Source organism: Arthrobacter sp. fls2-241-R2A-172 (assembly GCF_030208885.1).
In the GTDB taxonomy this organism is placed as follows: Bacteria; Actinomycetota; Actinomycetes; order Actinomycetales; family Micrococcaceae; genus Arthrobacter.
The window spans coordinates 61,636-77,166 of the sequence record NZ_JARVTB010000001.1 but is presented as its reverse complement, the minus strand read 5'-3'; the positions used below and the strand labels follow the sequence as shown (position 1 = coordinate 77,166).

Genomic DNA, 15,531 nt, shown 5'->3' with positions numbered 1-15,531 from the left:
GAAGTACGACGACGGCGGGCGGCCCGGGCGGCGGTACGTCGCTTTAGAGGTTCTCGATCAACGAGACGTCGCGGACGGCTCCCTTGTCTGCCGAAAGCGCCATGGCAGCGTAGGCCCGCAAGGCCGGCGAGACCTGGCGGTCCCTGTTCTTGGGCTTGAAGCCGCCGTTGACCAGGAGCTTTTCGCGGCGCTCGGCCAGGATCTCATCGGAGACCTTCAGCTGGAGGGAACGCTGCGTGATGTCGATGCTGATGATGTCGCCGTTTTCCACCAGCGCGATGTCGCCACCGGAGGCGGCCTCGGGGGAAATGTGCCCGATGGACAAACCGGAGGTTCCGCCGGAGAAGCGGCCGTCAGTGATGAGTGCGCACTTCTTGCCCAGGCCGCGGCCCTTGAGGAAGGACGTCGGGTAGAGCATTTCCTGCATGCCCGGACCACCGCGGGGGCCTTCGTAGCGGATCACCACCACGTCGCCTTCCTTGACCGACTTGTTCAGGATCATTTCCACGGCTTCGTCCTGTGATTCGCAGACGATCGCGGGTCCCTCGAACTTCCAGATGGACTCGTCCACGCCTGCGGTCTTCACCACGGCACCGTCCACGGCAATGTTGCCGCGCAGCACTGCCAGGCCACCGTCCTTGGAGAAGGCGTGCTCCACCGAGCGGATGCAGCCACCTTCGGCGTCCGTGTCCAGGGAGGTCCACACGTTCGACTGCGAGAAAGCCAAGGAGGAGCGGACGCCACCTGGCGCCGCGTGCCACAGGGCCTTGGCTTCTTCCGTTGCCTTGCCGCCGCGGACATCCCAATCGTCCAGCCAACCGTCGAGGTCGTTGGAGTGCACGGAGTGGACGTTCTTGTGCAGGAGGCCGCCACGGTTCAGCTCGCCCAGCAGCGCAGGGATGCCGCCGGCGCGGTGCACGTCTTCCATGTAGTAGGTCTTGTTCCCGGCAACGTTCGGGGCAACCTTGGCCAGGCAGGGAACCTGGCGGGACTTGGCGTCCATCTCGGCCAGGCCGTAGTCCACGCCCGCTTCCTGGGCAGCGGCCAGCAGGTGGAGGATGGTGTTGGTGGAGCCGCCCATGGAGATGTCCAGGGCCATGGCGTTGTCGAAGGCTTCAGCGGTGGCGATGCTGCGCGGCAGCACGGACTCGTCGTCGCCGTCGTAGTAGCGCTTCACCAGCTCAACAATCGTGGAACCGGCCTTCTCATACAGCGCCTTGCGTGCCGTGTGGGTTGCCAGCACGGAGCCGTTGCCCGGGAGGGCCAGCCCGATGGCCTCGGCCAGGCAGTTCATGGAGTTCGCAGTGAACATGCCGGAGCAGGAACCGCAGGTAGGGCAGGCGTTCTCTTCGATCAGGTTGATGTCCTCATCGGAGATGGACTCGTCCACGGCGTCGGAGATGGCGTTCACCAGGTCAAGGGAGCGCACGGAGCCGTCGGTCAGGGTCACGCGGCCGGCCTCCATGGGACCGCCGGAAACAAATACCACGGGGATGTTCAAGCGCAGCGCTGCCATGAGCATGCCCGGGGTGATCTTGTCGCAGTTGGAAATGCACACCAGGGCGTCGGCGCAGTGGGCGTTGACCATGTACTCCACGGAATCGGCAATGAGATCCCGGGACGGCAGGGAGTAGAGCATGCCGGAGTGGCCCATGGCGATTCCGTCGTCCACGGCGATGGTGTTGAATTCGCGCGGCACGGCACCGGCGGCGAGGATCGCGTCAGACACGATCCGGCCCACGGGCGCCAGGTGGGTGTGGCCGGGGACGAACTCGGTGAAGGAGTTGGCCACCGCGATGATCGGCTTGCCGATGTCCGTGTTGGCAACACCGGAGGCACGCAGCAGTGCGCGGGCTCCAGCCATGTTGCGGCCGTGGGTGACAGTTCTTGAGCGTAGTGCAGGCATAGGTACCATCCTGCTGATTTTCTACAGCAGGCGGAAGACGGTGCTGCTACTAGTACTGAAAGTAACAGAGTAATAGTGTTGAGGGCGTGAGCAATGAACAGCGCAAGGAACTGGGCCTCTTTCTCAGGACCCGCCGCACTCAGGCCTTGCGCTCGGACTATGGCCTGCCTCCGGTGGGCAGGTCCCGCGAGCGCGGCCTCAGAAGGGAAGAGATTGCGTTCCTCTCCGGAGTGAGCGTCACCTGGTATACCTGGCTTGAACAAGGCCGGGACATCAGCCCCTCACGGCAGGTCCTTGAATCGATTGCGCGTGCCCTGCATTTGTCCGATACCGGGCTGGGCTACGTCCTTTCCCTGGGTGGTTATTCATCTGCGCCTCCGAAGGGCCCGGTCGCAGCGGACGCGCCCGCTCACGTGCAACGCCTTTTGGAGGCCCTTGATCCCAACCCGGCCTATGCCTTGTCCCCGGATTGGGGCGTGGCCGGTTGGAACCGCGGCTACGAAGCGCTGTATCCGAACATCGGGACTTTCGACGCCGCCGACAGGAACCTCTTGTGGCTGGTTTTCACCGACCCCTATGTCCGCGACCTGCTGCCGGATTGGGATATCACCAGCAAAAGGTTCCTCGCCGAGTTCAGGGCTGAAACGGGGCAACGGCTGGGCGATCCGGATGTCGCGTACCAAGTGGAACGGCTGAAGGAAGCAAGCCCCGAATTCCAGGAAAGCTGGGACCGTTACGACATCCTGGGTTTCCAGTCACGGGAGCGGCTGTTCCACCACCCGGCAGTGGGAGTCCTTCAAATGGAGCACCACCAGGTCTCGCCTTCGGACCGGCCGGACCTGCACATTGTGGTGTACACGCCCGCTCCTGGAAGCGATGCCGGCGAACAGATGGAACGGCTCATGGGTAAGGGCAAGCAGATCGCCCTATAAGGTCAACGCCGCCTCGTCCGGGGTGGCCAGAGTCAGGACGGCCTCCTCCACCGTCTCGTGGTCTTCCAACTCGCGCTCCAGCCGGCGCAGGACCACGGCTACTTCGTGTTCGGGGTGATCCCCCACCAGGTCCACGGCCGCAACGAGGTACAGCTTGCGGGGGCCCACGAATTCCAAGTGGAGGTACGTGAGCCGGGCGATGTCCGGATGGTCAAGCACCCGCCGGGCCATGGAGCGTTCAATGTCCGGGGTGACGCCCTGGCCCACAAGGAACCTCCGGTTACGGTCGATCAGCACCACAGCGACGACGGCCAGCAGGATGCCCACCACGATCGAGCCCACGGCGTCCGGCACCGGCGATCCGGTGACTTGATGCAGGAACACCCCGGCAAAGGCAACAACCAGGCCAACCAGGGCGGCAGCATCCTCAGCGAAGACGGCCCGCAAGGTGGGATCAGAGCTGATCAGGACTTGCTCCAACGTGTGGCGTTCCAGCTCCCTGGCTGCCTTCCTGGTCTGCCGGAACGCCTGGACAAAGGAGAAGCCTTCAAGGACAAAGGCCAAGGCCAAAACCACGTATGCCACCAGGAAGTCCGACGCAGGCTCAGGAGTGATGAGCTCCTGGATGCCGTGCATGATGGACACCACGGCCCCAGCCGTGAAGAGCCCGAAAGCGGCGAACATCGACCACACGTAGGCTTCCCGGCCGTAACCCATCGGGTGGTCCTTGTCCCGCGGGCGCTGTGAGCGCCGTTCGGCCAGGAACAGGAACACCTGGTTGCCGGTGTCCGCCCAGGAATGCGCTGCTTCTGCGGTCATCGATGCAGATCCCGTGAGCGCCGCAGCCACCGACTTGGCAGCCGCGACCAGGGTGTTCGCCGCGAAAGCGATGATGACGGTCAGCAGCGTGGAACCGGACTTTTTTCGCTTCTGGGATGCGGCCATGGGGATACCGTACCCAACTGCAGGGAAAACAAAAGCCGCCCACCGTCGTCGTGCTTGAGTAAAAGCACGACGACGGCAGGCGGCTTGCGCGTTCAGCCTCAGGCGGGAAGGTGGCTGGCTACCTTCGGGGCTTCCGCTGCCGGCAGTCCCTCGCCGGCCTGGCCGTACAGCCAGTCGTTGTACTGGAAGTCGTTGTCCTTGCGGCTCTTGAACAGCAGGTTTCGGAGCGTCCGCCCCAGTCCGGAGACGTGCCAGGACTCACCCCAGACGCGGGCCGTGCGCTGGACCCGGGCGGTGCGGGCGGCCCGGACCTTGTTGAATTCGGCAATGGCGTCGTCCCACGCGGACGGGTTGGCGCCGTCGGCGGTGAAGACGGTGCCGGCGCTGACGTCCTGCAGCACGGCGGCGTCTTCGAGTGCCTGGCATGCGCCCTGGGCGAGGTACTGGAGCATCGGGTGGGCGGCGTCGCCCATGAGGACCATGCGGCCGGCAACCCAGTTTTCGATGGGGTCGCGATCGTACATGGGCCACCGGATGCTGGTGCCGAGGTTCGCGAGGGCGGCCTGGACGGCGGGGACACAGTCCTTGTAGGCGGCCTGGAGCTCGTCCACTCCCCCGTACTGTTCTTCACCGCGCTCAAAGGAGGGGGATTTGAAGACAGCCACAGTGTTCAGCAGTTCGCCCTTACGTAGGGGGTACTGCACCAGGTGGCAGTCCGGTCCGAGATAGACCACCACGTCCTCAAGGTCGGTGGCGGGGGTCTCCGCGGTAATGGGAACCGTACCGCGGTATGCGACGTAGGCCGAGGAAACGGGTTCATCGGAGGCAACCAGGGTACGCAGCGTGGACTTCAGGCCGTCAGCGCCAATCACCACGTCCGCTTCATAGTCCACGCCGCCTGCAGTGTGCACTACTCCGCGGCCATTCACGGTTTCCACGCTGTCCACCATGACGTCGTTGACCAGCTTCACGCCTGCCGCTTCACATCCTTCGAGGAGTACGCGGTGCAGGTCGCTGCGGTGGATGACCACGTAGGGGGCGCCGTAGCGTTCCTCGAATTCCCCGCGCAACGACTGTCGGGTCAGCTCTTCACCGGTGACGGCGTCGCGGAACACCAGGTGCTTCGGCTGGACGCCGATCTCCAGGGCCTTCTCCAGCAAACCCCAGCGCTTCAGGACGCGGGAGGCGTTCGGGGCCATCTGCAAGCCAGCGCCAACCTCGCCGAATTCGGGGGCACGCTCCACGAGCGTTACGTTGGCGCCGTTCTCGCGGAGGGCCAGGGCACCGGCCAGGCCGGCCATTCCTCCTCCCACAACCAGGACATCGGTGGACGGGGTGTACTCAGGCATTGCTTGCTCCTTGGGAGATCTTGTTCTTGATGTTGAGTCCGACGGCGGCCAACAGGACCGCTGCGACAGCGGCGGCACCGGCGAACGCGAGGAAGTTTGAGTTGACGCCCAGCCCGGCGGCGAGCAGCAGCCCACCCACCTGCGGCGCCACGACGGCACCGATGCGGCCCGTGCCCAGCGCCCAGCCGAGCGCGGTTCCCCGCAGATGGTCGGGGTAGTGGCTCGCCACGGCTGCGATGATGAGGCACTGCGTGCCATGGGTCCCGACGCCGGCAAGCACCAGCGCAAGGTACACCACCGTCACGGGCGGGCTGGCCAGGAGGGCGGCAAGCCCGACGGCGGCGACGGCGGCGGCCGCTATCGCCGTCGGAATCGGGCCGAAACGGGTGCCCGCCCAGGCGGTAAGGACCGAGCCGGCCACGGCGCCCAGGTTCAGGGCCAAGGCGAACGTCAGGGCGGACCCGAGGTTGTAACCGGCCAACTGCATCAGGTTAGGCAACCAGGTACCGAGGCCGTACCAGGCGAACAGGGTTGCGATGGTGGCTAAGGCGAACAGCAGGCTGACACCGAGGTAAGGCGCACGGAGGAGGGAACCGAACCCTGCCTTCTTGTTGGCGTCAGTGCTTGCGCCCTTCCCCGGTGCCAGGGTCTCCGGGATGAACTTGAGGCCCAGCGGCACCACGATCACCAAGGCCAGTGCTGCCACGAGGAACATGGCTTGCCAGCCGAAAGCGGGAATCAACGGGATGCCCACCAGTGCTGCGATGGAGCCACCGATCGGCACCCCGGACATCATGAGCGTGGCGATGGTGGACCGCCATTTGGTGGGGACCAACTCGGCCACCAGCGCGTTGGCGGAGGGGACAAGCCCGCCTAGTCCTATGCCGGCGAGGAGGCGAAGAATGCCGAAAACGGCCGCGTTGGGGGCAAGGGCACACAGGATGGTGAAGACCGAGAAGACAATCGCACAACCGATGATGGTTTTTCGCCTGCCCCACGAGTCGGCCATTCTTCCGGCGAAGATGGCGCCGATCATCATGCCGAGGAATGCCATGGAACCGATGGTCCCGGCGGTCGCCTTGGTCAGGCCCCAGCCTGTTTCGGAAATCAGGGATGACTGGACGGTGCCGTAGACGATGAGGTCGTAACCGTCGAAGACCACCAGCAGCCAGCAAACAAGGACGGCCAGCGCTGAGCCTTTGGAAAAGCGTGGCGCTGCGCCGGGAGCGTCAGCGGTGACGGCTCCGGAGGTTGGCCCATGCGACGCTGCAGCGGGAAGTGTGTGATTCATCCCACCACTGTCCTGCCGTCCACAGAATCTGCACCATACAATTCTGTTGTGCAGAATAATCCACCACGATCCTCCACTCGGAAGCCTTTGCAGAAAAGGCCCACCTATTCCATCGAGGCAGTGGACAACGCCCTGCAGCTCCTCCAGCTGCTTCGCGATGGTGGCGCACTCAGGCTCAAGGACGCCGCCGCCGAGTTGGGCGTTGCCCCGTCCACCGCCCACCGGCTGCTTGCCATGCTGGTTTACCGCGGGTTCGCGGTCCAGGATGAAAACCGGCGGTACGTCCCGGGGCCAGCGATGGGCGTGGGCCCCGCTGGGCTGGGCTGGACCAGGCCTTTGCGGGACCTGGCACTGCCGCACATGGAACTCCTCTCGTCACGGCTGGACGAAACGGTCAACCTGATGGTTCGGGTAGGCACCAAGGTCCGCTTCCTCGCAACGGTTGAGGGCAGCAACGTCCTGCGCATTGGTGACCGCCAAGGCACGGTCATGCCTGCAGACAAAACGTCCGGCGGCAAAGTCATGCTGGCCGAACTGGAGCCGCCCATGATCGACCAGCTGTTCCGCAGCCAGAACGCCGGAATTGGCGGCGACACCATTCCGGACGACAGCTACCCTGCCTTCATCCGGGAACTCGAGACGATCCGCAGCAACGGTTTCGCCGCTAATTTCGAGGGAACCGAAGAAGGCGTGAGCGCGCTCGGCATGGCCCTTCACAACCGGCACGGCCAGGTGGTCGGGGCACTGAGCGTCGCCACGCCTGCCACCCGGTTCCGCAAAGTGTTCGACGCCGGCCTGGTCGCCGCCCTGCGTGAGACGTGCCGGCAACTCGAAATCGACATCGCCGCCAACCCTGCGGACGAGGACTAAGCAGAGCCACGGCCTTCACCCTGCGTTGCGAGGCCCACTCTGCGCCCCAAACACGCCCCAAACCACGCAGAGTAGGCCCCACAACGCAGGAACTAGTTCTGTACAGCAGAATTTTCTCGGACCCCGGTACCGCCGTCCGTAGGGTCGAACTACGCCAAGAACTGTTCGGACCTATCGAGGAGGCCTACGTGTCCATCAGCGCCGAGAACACGACCCACGAATCCGTGGCCGCCAGCCACGCCCTGCAGGAGCCCACTCCGGAGGAGGCTGCCCAGTTGGAGCAGTTGTACAAGGATTTCGCTGCCGGGAACATGGTGCCTTTGTGGACGGAGATCGGTGACCTGATGCCGATGGTCCCCACCCCGAAGGCTGTGCCGCATGTCTGGCGCTGGGATGACCTGTACCCGCTGGCCGCCCGGGCCGGCGACCTGGTTCCGGTGGGCAGGGGTGGCGAGCGGCGGGCCATAGCCCTCGCGAACCCCGGCCTCGCTGGTACCCCGTATGCGACCCCCACGTTGTGGGCCGCGATCCAGTACTTGGGCCCGCACGAGGTAGCCCCTGAACACCGGCACTCGCAGAACGCCTTCCGTTTCGTGGTGGAGGGCGAGGGCGTCTGGACTGTGGTCAACGGGGACCCCGTGGCGATGCGCCGCGGAGATTTCCTGCTCACACCGGGCTGGAATTTCCACGGCCACCACAACGACACCGACCAGCCGATGGCGTGGATCGACGGTTTGGACATTCCGTTCGTGCACTACGCCGACGCCGGGTTCTTCGAGTTCGGCACCGAACGCGTCACCGATGAAGCAACCCCGGACATCTCCCGCTCGGAAAGGCTTTGGGCCCACCCCGGCCTCCGGCCCCTGTCCGGATTGCAGGACACCACCAACTCCCCCATCGCGGCATACCGGTGGGAACACACCGACGCGGCCCTCCGTGAGCAGCTCCTCCTCGAGGACGAGGGCCATCCGGCCACCGTGTCCCAGGGCCATGCCGCGATCCGGTACTCGAACCCCACCACCGGCGGGGATGTCATGCCAACCATCCGGGCCGAGTTCCACCGCCTCCGCGCCGGCGCCTCCACCGAACCGCTCCGCGAGGTCGGCTCCAGTGTCTGGCAGGTCTTCGAAGGCACCGGCACCGCCATCCTCAACGGTGAAACCAAGGCCCTGGCCAAGGGCGACCTGTTCGTGGTCCCGTCCTGGCAGGAATGGTCCCTGACGGCGGACGCCGATCAGCCCGGCTTTGATCTTTTTCGTTTCAGCGACGCCCCCATCTTCGAACGACTGAACTTCAACCGCAGCTACACCGAAGGACGCAAGTAAATGAGACTGCTCACTCTCCGCACCGAAACCGCCACCGGCAAAGGCACCGTCGCCGTCCGCCAGGACGGCGACACCCTCACTGAAATCGACGGGTTTGCCGACGTCGGGGCACTCCTGGCCGATCCCGCCTGGGAAACCACGGCGAAGGCAGCCAACGGCGCAACGCACGCTCTCGACGGCGCCGACCTCGCCGCCGTCGTGCCCTCACCGGGGAAGATCATCTGTGTTGGCCACAACTACCGCAACCACATCAAGGAAATGGGCCGGGACATCCCCGAGCACCCCACCCTGTTCGCGAAGTACACCGAATCGCTGATCGGCCCGAACGACGACCTCGCCCTGCCGCAGGAATCGGACACCGTGGATTGGGAAGCCGAACTCGCCGTCATCATCGGCAAGAAGGGCCGCCGCATCCCCGAATCCGAGGCAGCGGAGCACATCGCCGGTTACGCGGTCCTGAACGACGTCAGCATGCGCGACTACCAGTTCCGCACCATCCAGTGGCTCCAGGGCAAGACCTGGGAGAACTCAACACCCTTCGGGCCTGCCCTGGTCACGAAGGACGAGTTCAGCGCCGGACCGCTCATGACCTCTGCAGTGGACGGAGAAATCCAACAGTCCACCCCCACCGGCGACCTCGTGTTCACACCCGAATTCCTGGTCTCCTACATCTCCACCATCATCACCCTGAACCCGGGCGACGTCATCGCCACCGGCACCCCAGGCGGCGTCGGACACGCGCAGGACCCTAAGAAGTACCTGCAGGAGGGCCAAATTTTGGTCACCACCATCGAGGGCCTGGGCCAGCTGAGCAACCGCGTGGTCAAGGAAGCCTGATGGTCGCGCGCCACGACCTCGCCACCGACCCACGCCTGCAGGAAGAACTCCTGCAGGCGCGGCGGGGCACCGCGTTCTTTGCCCGCAAACTCAACGAACTTTCCGACGCAGAGCTCGACGGCGGGACCCGCCTTCCGCACTGGACCCGCCGCCACGTCGTGGCCCACGTCGGGTACAACGCCCGAGCCATTGCCCGACTCGTCGAATGGGCAGCGACCGGCGTCGAAACACCCATGTATCCCTCCCCTGAGGCGCGGAATCACGAGATCGATTTCGGCTCTACGCTGTCGCCGATTGCATTGCGGAACCTCTTCGACCATTCCGCCGTGCACTTGTCCGTCGAATGGCGCGACCTCCCGGACGAGAATTGGGCCAACGAGGTCCGCACCGCCCAGGGACGTACCGTGCCTGCCTCTGAAACCGTGTGGATGCGGACCCGGGAAGTGTGGATGCATGCCGTGGACCTCGACAACGGCGCCGCGTTCGACGACATCCCCATCCCTGTTCTGGAACGGCTCCTCAAAGACATCACCGGCGCTTGGAAAACCCGCGGTACCGATACTGGACTCCTCATCACGGTGGACGAAACCGGCCAGGCGTTCGGCGACACCAGTGCCACGAACCCGACGATCGTCACCGGGCCGCTGCCCGCCGTCGTCGAGTGGGCCGCCGGCCGCAGCAGGGACAGCACGAAACCCGTCCCACCCCCTTGGATCTGAGAGTTTTGAACACGTACTGTACAAAAACCCGATAATTCAGCGCACTATGGGGAGATGAACGCCACCAGCCCGAACGGCCCGGTGGAGGGAGGCTCCAACGGCAGGGTGCCCCGCCTGCACCCGTGGAGCCGCTACGTGGCTTTGGGCGACTCGTTCACCGAGGGAGTAGGAGATCCGGAGCCGCGCAGCCCCGGGGGCTTGCGGGGCTGGGCGGACCGGGTAGCGGAGGAGCTCAGCAACGGACATCCGGACTTCGCCTACGCGAACCTGGCAGTCAGTGGAAAGCTGCTCCGCCAGATCCTGGACGAACAGGTGGGACCGGCGCTGGCCCTCCGGCCAGACCTGATCACCCTCAACGCCGGCGGCAACGACCTGCTCTTCCACCGGACAGATCCCGATTCGCTGGCCCTTGAGCTGGACGCGGGGGTGGAAGCACTGGCCACCACAGGAGCGTCCATCCTGCTGTTCACGGGCCCGGACTGGGGCGCCACGCCCGTGCTGGGGCGCACCCGCGGGAAGGTGGCCATCTTCAACGAAAATATCCGCGTTGTCGCAGCCAGGCATGATGCCGTGATCGCAGACCTATGGGCCCTCCGCCAACTCATCAATCCCCAAATGTGGGACCCGGACCGCCTGCATTTCTCCCCGCTGGGCCAACACACCATCGCCATCATGGTCCTGGATGCCCTCAACGTCCCGCACTCCCTGGAACCCCTGGCGCCGAAGCCCCTCCCGGAACGCAGTTGGCGCGAAGCGCGGGCGGACGACGCCGTCTGGGCGCGGGAATACTTGGTTCCGTGGGTGCTGCGCCGCCTCAGGCAAAGGAATCCCGCCCAAGGCCGACACCCCAAGCGGCCCCAACCCGGTCCGGTTTTCGGCGCTGCCATGCCACCGGGGTCCTTTGTGGGCACCGATCCCCGCAACCTCACCGCGCGGGAGGACCGCCAGTAAACGTGGGCGGGAAACCGCAGGGTATGCATTCCATCACCCTTTGCCGCGCCTGTGGTGGCTTCGACAGGATCAACGCTAAAATTTCACTTGCCGCATGTACAAGCTCTTCGGCATCAACCGCGCTCTTTCCTCGGAGTGCCATACCGTGAGTGGGGGAAAACGACCAGTCATGACGACAGGCAGTACCCCCAACCCCCAGCCCGGATCTTCTTCGGTGAAAAACGTTCCTCCCGTCAGCCATACCCTTCAACCCCAGCCGTCCCCGGCTGCTGGTAAGCCCGTGGCGTACCCTGCCATCTGGCAGGGGTTCCTTGGTTCGCTGTTCATGTTTGCCGGGTCGATCGGTATTGGATGGATCGCCAACGGATCCCCCATGATCCGGCATCCCATAGTCATTGCCCTCCGTACAGAAGGATGGGGCGTCACCACCTCTGCGGTGTTGCTGACTGTGGGTGCCATGCTGTTGGTGCGCTCCTGGCTCAGGCTCGGCCAACGGATGGGTACGTGGGAGGGGAACTCCCTGCGGCCCATTATTTGGGCCATCACCGCCTGGTCCCTGCCGTTGCTCTTTGCTGTGCCCGTCTACTCACGCGACGTGTATGCCTACATAGGCCAGGGCCGCCTGATGATGGAGGGCCAGAATCCCTACACGGTAGGCATCTCAACTCTTAGCAACTGGTTCTCCCTGGGCTCCGATCCTGCGTGGGCTGAAGCCAGGACGCCCTATGGGCCGTACTTCCTGTGGATGGAGCACATGGTTGTCGCCATCACGGGCGCCCAACCGGATGTGTCCGTCCTGCTGTTCAGGCTCCTGGCTGCCGGCGGCGTGCTGCTCTGCGTGGTGTACGTACCCAAGCTTGCTGCCCTCCACGGCATCAACGGCGCCCGGGCACTGTGGATCGCGGTGGCCAACCCCCTGTTCCTCATAAGCTTCGTGGCCAGTGCACACAACGACGCCATCATGGTGGGCCTGGCAGTGGCCGGCACGTACTTCGCCGCCACCAAGCGCCCGCTGATCGGCATCCTGCTGGTCACTGCGTCCATTGGCATCAAGCCGATCACCGTGTTGTTGCTCCCCTTCATCGGACTGATGTGGGCCGGCGCCGGAGCATCGTGGCCCCGGAAATTCGGGATCTGGGCAGCAACAGCGGGGATCAGTTTCGGCGTGTTGTTCCTCAGCGGCATTCCCCACGGCCTCGGAATGGGCTGGGTGTGGGCCATCACCGATCCCACGCCCGGTTTCACGGGATACTCACCGTCCGGGTTCCTGGGCCAGCAAATCGAGTTCCTTGGAAACGCCCTGGGGCTCCCGGGCAACGCCATGGCCGACATCCTGCGCTCCGTCATGAAATGGGGCGGCGTGGGGCTGGTCCTGCTGCTGATGTTCCGTGGAGACCACTCCCGGGTGGTGCGGCGCATGGCCCTGGCGTTCGCGGCTTTGGTGCTGCTGTCACCCATCATCCAGCCCTGGTACATCCTCTGGTTCGTACCATTCCTGGCCGTGACGGGCATCAGGGACGACTGGCAGATGCGCAGTCTCTACGTCGGGGTGACCTTCTTTGTGGTCTTCGGGGCGCAGGACCAGCTGTCCGTGTGGTCCTTCGTGGAGGTCTCAGTAGACCTTTCCTCGCTGGCCTTCGCGATCGCGCTGCTCTTTGCCTTCTACCTGGTGTTCCTGGACATCCATACGCGCAGGCTCCTGGTCCAAGGCAGGTTATCGCGCTGGGTGGGCCAGAACGACCGGCGGCTGCTCCACCGGCCACCCACCATCCGCTAGAGCGTTACCTGCCGGACCTGGCTCCGCCGTCCCAGTTCCACGGTCCGCTGGACGGACCACCACAACAGCACAACCAGCAGCACGTTCCTGATAGTGAGGACCGCGGCCATGACCGGGTGGGCGTGAATGAGCGGCGTGTAGAACAGCGGGTAGATCACGAACGTCGTCATGGCGATGGCCATCAGCAACGCGGCAGGCACCTTCCAACGGTTCCAGTCGTGCGTCAGGCCGGCCACGATCACCGGCGCCAGCCAGATGATGAACTGCGGCGAGCCCACCTTATTGAAAACGATGAACGCGGTGGTCATCATCAGCGCACCTTCGAGGAACAGCTCCTCGCGCTCTGCACCGCGCCTGAGGGCGCGGATCAGGAGGATCGCCCCGGCAAGGGCTGCGACAATCAGCAGCGGCTGCATCAGGAAAGCGGCTGCGTCGGCCCCGGGCCCGTAGACCTCGGTGGAGTTGATGGCCGTGTTGTCCGCCATTTTGGAGCCGGCGACGTTGAAGACACTGAGCCACACCCAGGGCGTGGAGAAGGTGGCTTCCAACTGCATGCCGCGCTCACCCTGGTTGATCAGGAAGTCCAGGATGTGCTTGAAGCCGCCAGTCAGGTAGGTTCCCAGACCCACGACGGCGGTGACGGCCGCGCCCGCTGCGACCATCTGCAGCCGCGAGCGGCTGGCAATGATCATTGGAGCGAGCACCGCCGCGGGCCAGACTTTGATCCACGTCGCGATACTGAGCAGCACCGCGGCAACTACCGGCCTCCGCGCAGCGCACAGCAACGCAATGAGCACGATCGGGGCCGTAATGCCCTCAACGCGGGCAAAGCTGAGGTAGCCCATGAAGACCGTGAAGAACAGCCACCACCAGGCAGGCGCGATTCCGCTGACCTTGCGCGGGCCCCTGGTCAGGTACCAGAGACCCACGGCGTTGAGCGCCGTGATGATCAGGAACCACATCAGCAGGTACAGGTCCGGGCCGGCTATTCCGGCAAGGAAGATGGGAATCTGTGCCAGCACCGGGTAGACCCAGGGACTGATCTTGCCCGGGTTCGCCGGGTTGTAGCCTTCCAGCGACCATTGCCGGTACTGCTCGGTATCGCTGAACGTGTCGCCGTTGAGGAAGAAGGACGCCATCCAGCACAGGAAGAAGAAATGCACGACGGCGAAGCCCCACCACACGCTGCCGGGCCGGGCGAACCAAGCGACGACCGCGGGAGGCAGGACACGGCTGCGGACGCGGACCAGCCGGTCGAAGAACGTGGCAGAAATTTTAGAGCTCCTTGACCGCTGGTTCGGCAACGACTGAAGGCTTCCTGCCCAGTGAATACAGGCGGCGCGCGGACCAGAAGAAGAGGACCACCAGGAGCACGTTGCGGATGGTCAGCACCATGGCCATCAGTGGGTTGTTGTGGCTCAGCGCATCGTAGAACAACGGGTAGATGAAGAACGTGGCCACCGCGATGGCTATCAGCATGGTGGCCGGGACGCGCCAGGCCTTCCAGTTGTGGGCCAATCCGACGGCCACGGCGGGGGCAAGCCACACCATGAACTGGGGTGATCCCACCTTGTTGAAGACAATGAAGGCGGTTACCAAGGTCAACGCGCCCGCGAGCAGGAGTTCGGTGCGGTCAACGCCACCGCTGACTTTTCCTTGGTGCAGGGCCCAGAAGGTCAGTCCGGCCACGGCGGCCGCGGCAAGCAGCAGGAGGGGCTGCATGAGCACCGACATGAAGGCCGTTCCGGGCCCGTCCACCTGCATGGAGTTGATGTCGGTGTTCATGTACATCCGGGAGTCGCCCACGCCCAGCACGGACAACCAGAGCCAGGGCGTGGTGAAGGTGGCTTCGAGCTGCATTCCGCGGTCACCCTGCTGGGTCAGGAAGTTCAGCAGCTTGGGAACGGCGCCGACCGTAGCGGCGAGTGCCACCACAACCGCCGTCGTCGTAATTCCTGCCAACACAACCAGCAAGCGGTTCTTGACCACGGCGAACAGCGCCAGCATCACAGCAGCGGGCCATACCTTGGCCCATGTGCCAATGCTCAGCAGCACCGAGGCAATGAATGGCCGCGCCACGCCGTACACCAAAGCGACCAGGACAATGGGGGCAGTCAACCCATCAACGCGTGCGAAGCCCAGCCAACCCATGAGCAGCACGAAGGACAGCCACCACCAGCCGGCGGGGATGGCCTCTGCGCGGCGGCCACGGTCGGTGAGCTTGAGCATCGCCCACCCGTTGAGGACGGTGGTGATCAGGACCCAGAGGAAGAAGAAAGGCCCGGAGCCCGCAGCGGCGGCGATGCCCATGGGGATAAGGGCCAGGATGGGGTACACCCAAGGACTTGGTCCGCCTGAAAGGTTGCTTTCGTTGAAGCCGGCCAGGGCCCATTCACGGTAGATAAAGGTGTCGCTGAACGCCTCGTTGCGGAAGGAAAGCAGAGCAGCGAAGATCAGGAAGCCCAGGTGGACAACTACGAAGCCCCACAGCAGGCCCCGCGGCGTGTTGAGACGCTCCAGCAACCTCCCCGGCAGCGTTTTGCTGCGAAAATCCGCGAGAATACTGAAAAACCTGTCCATCAACGTAGAACTTCCTGGCTAGGTGGGTCCGTGCTTGAGCAGTCCCCAG

At 64.6% G+C, this 15,531-nt stretch carries 13 protein-coding genes; 7 read left to right on the top strand and 6 right to left on the bottom strand.

The window, feature by feature from the left end; genetic code table 11:
- Positions 1–43: 43 nt before the first annotated feature.
- Positions 44–1,906 (bottom strand): dihydroxy-acid dehydratase, encoded by a 1,863-nt coding sequence (gene ilvD, locus QRM57_RS00375; protein WP_235520209.1) that lies wholly within the window; start codon positions 1,904–1,906, stop codon positions 44–46.
- 86 nt (positions 1,907–1,992) lie between these two features.
- Here ilvD and QRM57_RS00370 point away from each other — a divergent pair, with 86 nt between their 5' ends.
- The gene (locus QRM57_RS00370; protein WP_235520210.1) at positions 1,993–2,838 is read left to right on the top strand and encodes a helix-turn-helix transcriptional regulator; all 846 of its coding nucleotides are present in this window, start codon (positions 1,993–1,995) and stop codon (positions 2,836–2,838) included.
- Here the strand turns inward: QRM57_RS00370 and QRM57_RS00365 are convergent.
- From QRM57_RS00365 to QRM57_RS00355, 3 genes are all read right to left on the bottom strand, one after another.
- Positions 2,833–3,783 carry a cation diffusion facilitator family transporter gene (locus tag QRM57_RS00365; protein ID WP_284985131.1) on the bottom strand — a complete coding sequence of 317 codons (951 nt, stop codon included), beginning with the start codon at positions 3,781–3,783 and terminating at the stop codon, positions 2,833–2,835. The two genes, QRM57_RS00370 and QRM57_RS00365, sit on opposite strands and share 6 nt — an antisense overlap.
- A 98-nt stretch (positions 3,784–3,881) precedes the next feature.
- Positions 3,882–5,132 carry an FAD-dependent oxidoreductase gene (locus QRM57_RS00360; RefSeq protein WP_284985130.1) on the bottom strand — a complete coding sequence of 417 codons (1,251 nt, stop codon included), beginning with the start codon at positions 5,130–5,132 and terminating at the stop codon, positions 3,882–3,884.
- Positions 5,125–6,423, bottom strand: coding sequence for an MFS transporter (locus QRM57_RS00355; RefSeq protein WP_284985129.1), 1,299 nt, complete (start codon positions 6,421–6,423; stop codon positions 5,125–5,127). The genes QRM57_RS00360 and QRM57_RS00355 overlap by 8 nt, the downstream gene beginning before the upstream one ends.
- A gap of 48 nt (positions 6,424–6,471) precedes the next feature.
- On the opposite strand from QRM57_RS00355, the gene QRM57_RS00350 reads away from it, so the two are divergent.
- The 6 genes from QRM57_RS00350 (at position 6,472) to mptB (ending at position 12,902) form a co-directional block, all read left to right on the top strand.
- A complete protein-coding gene (locus QRM57_RS00350; protein ID WP_284985128.1) occupies positions 6,472–7,293 on the top strand; it encodes an IclR family transcriptional regulator in 822 nt (273 codons plus the stop codon).
- 188 nt (positions 7,294–7,481) lie between these two features.
- On the top strand, positions 7,482–8,618 hold the full coding sequence (locus QRM57_RS00345; RefSeq protein ID WP_284985127.1) for a cupin domain-containing protein: 1,137 nt from the start codon (positions 7,482–7,484) through the stop codon (positions 8,616–8,618).
- Positions 8,619–9,455 (top strand): fumarylacetoacetate hydrolase family protein, encoded by an 837-nt coding sequence (locus QRM57_RS00340; protein WP_284985126.1) that lies wholly within the window; start codon positions 8,619–8,621, stop codon positions 9,453–9,455.
- Positions 9,455–10,174, top strand: coding sequence for a maleylpyruvate isomerase family mycothiol-dependent enzyme (locus QRM57_RS00335; RefSeq protein WP_284985125.1), 720 nt, complete (start codon positions 9,455–9,457; stop codon positions 10,172–10,174). Before QRM57_RS00340 ends, QRM57_RS00335 begins: the two co-directional genes overlap by 1 nt.
- Positions 10,175–10,228: 54 nt before the next feature.
- Entirely contained in the window at positions 10,229–11,125 is an 897-nt protein-coding gene (locus tag QRM57_RS00330) for an SGNH/GDSL hydrolase family protein (protein ID WP_284985124.1), read from the top strand.
- Positions 11,126–11,294: 169 nt separating this feature from the next.
- Positions 11,295–12,902, top strand: coding sequence for a polyprenol phosphomannose-dependent alpha 1,6 mannosyltransferase MptB (mptB, locus tag QRM57_RS00325; RefSeq protein ID WP_284985123.1), 1,608 nt, complete (start codon positions 11,295–11,297; stop codon positions 12,900–12,902).
- On the opposite strand, the gene QRM57_RS00320 is transcribed toward mptB, so the two are convergent.
- Together QRM57_RS00320 and QRM57_RS00315 are read right to left on the bottom strand one after the other, a co-directional pair.
- Complete coding sequence (locus QRM57_RS00320; RefSeq protein ID WP_502868613.1) at positions 12,899–14,152, bottom strand: glycosyltransferase 87 family protein; 1,254 nt, start codon at positions 14,150–14,152, stop codon at positions 12,899–12,901. The genes mptB and QRM57_RS00320 overlap by 4 nt on opposite strands.
- A gap of 25 nt (positions 14,153–14,177) precedes the next feature.
- On the bottom strand, positions 14,178–15,482 hold the full coding sequence (locus tag QRM57_RS00315) for a glycosyltransferase 87 family protein (RefSeq protein WP_235520220.1): 1,305 nt from the start codon (positions 15,480–15,482) through the stop codon (positions 14,178–14,180).
- Positions 15,483–15,531: the final 49 nt, after the last annotated feature.

What these genes read in the sequence shown, in the direction of transcription:
- QRM57_RS00330 (WP_284985124.1), top strand. Translation starts at nt 10,229, where the DNA reads ATGAACGCCACCAGCCCGAACGGCCCGGTGGAGGGAGGCTCCAACGGC.
- QRM57_RS00360 (WP_284985130.1), bottom strand. Translation starts at nt 5,132, where the DNA reads ATGCCTGAGTACACCCCGTCCACCGATGTCCTGGTTGTGGGAGGAGGA.
- QRM57_RS00355 (WP_284985129.1), bottom strand. Translation starts at nt 6,423, where the DNA reads ATGAATCACACACTTCCCGCTGCAGCGTCGCATGGGCCAACCTCCGGA.
- QRM57_RS00340 (WP_284985126.1), top strand. Translation starts at nt 8,619, where the DNA reads ATGAGACTGCTCACTCTCCGCACCGAAACCGCCACCGGCAAAGGCACC.
- ilvD (WP_235520209.1), bottom strand. Translation starts at nt 1,906, where the DNA reads ATGCCTGCACTACGCTCAAGAACTGTCACCCACGGCCGCAACATGGCT.
- QRM57_RS00315 (WP_235520220.1), bottom strand. Translation starts at nt 15,482, where the DNA reads ATGGACAGGTTTTTCAGTATTCTCGCGGATTTTCGCAGCAAAACGCTG.
- mptB (WP_284985123.1), top strand. Translation starts at nt 11,295, where the DNA reads ATGACGACAGGCAGTACCCCCAACCCCCAGCCCGGATCTTCTTCGGTG.
- QRM57_RS00365 (WP_284985131.1), bottom strand. Translation starts at nt 3,783, where the DNA reads ATGGCCGCATCCCAGAAGCGAAAAAAGTCCGGTTCCACGCTGCTGACC.
- QRM57_RS00335 (WP_284985125.1), top strand. Translation starts at nt 9,455, where the DNA reads ATGGTCGCGCGCCACGACCTCGCCACCGACCCACGCCTGCAGGAAGAA.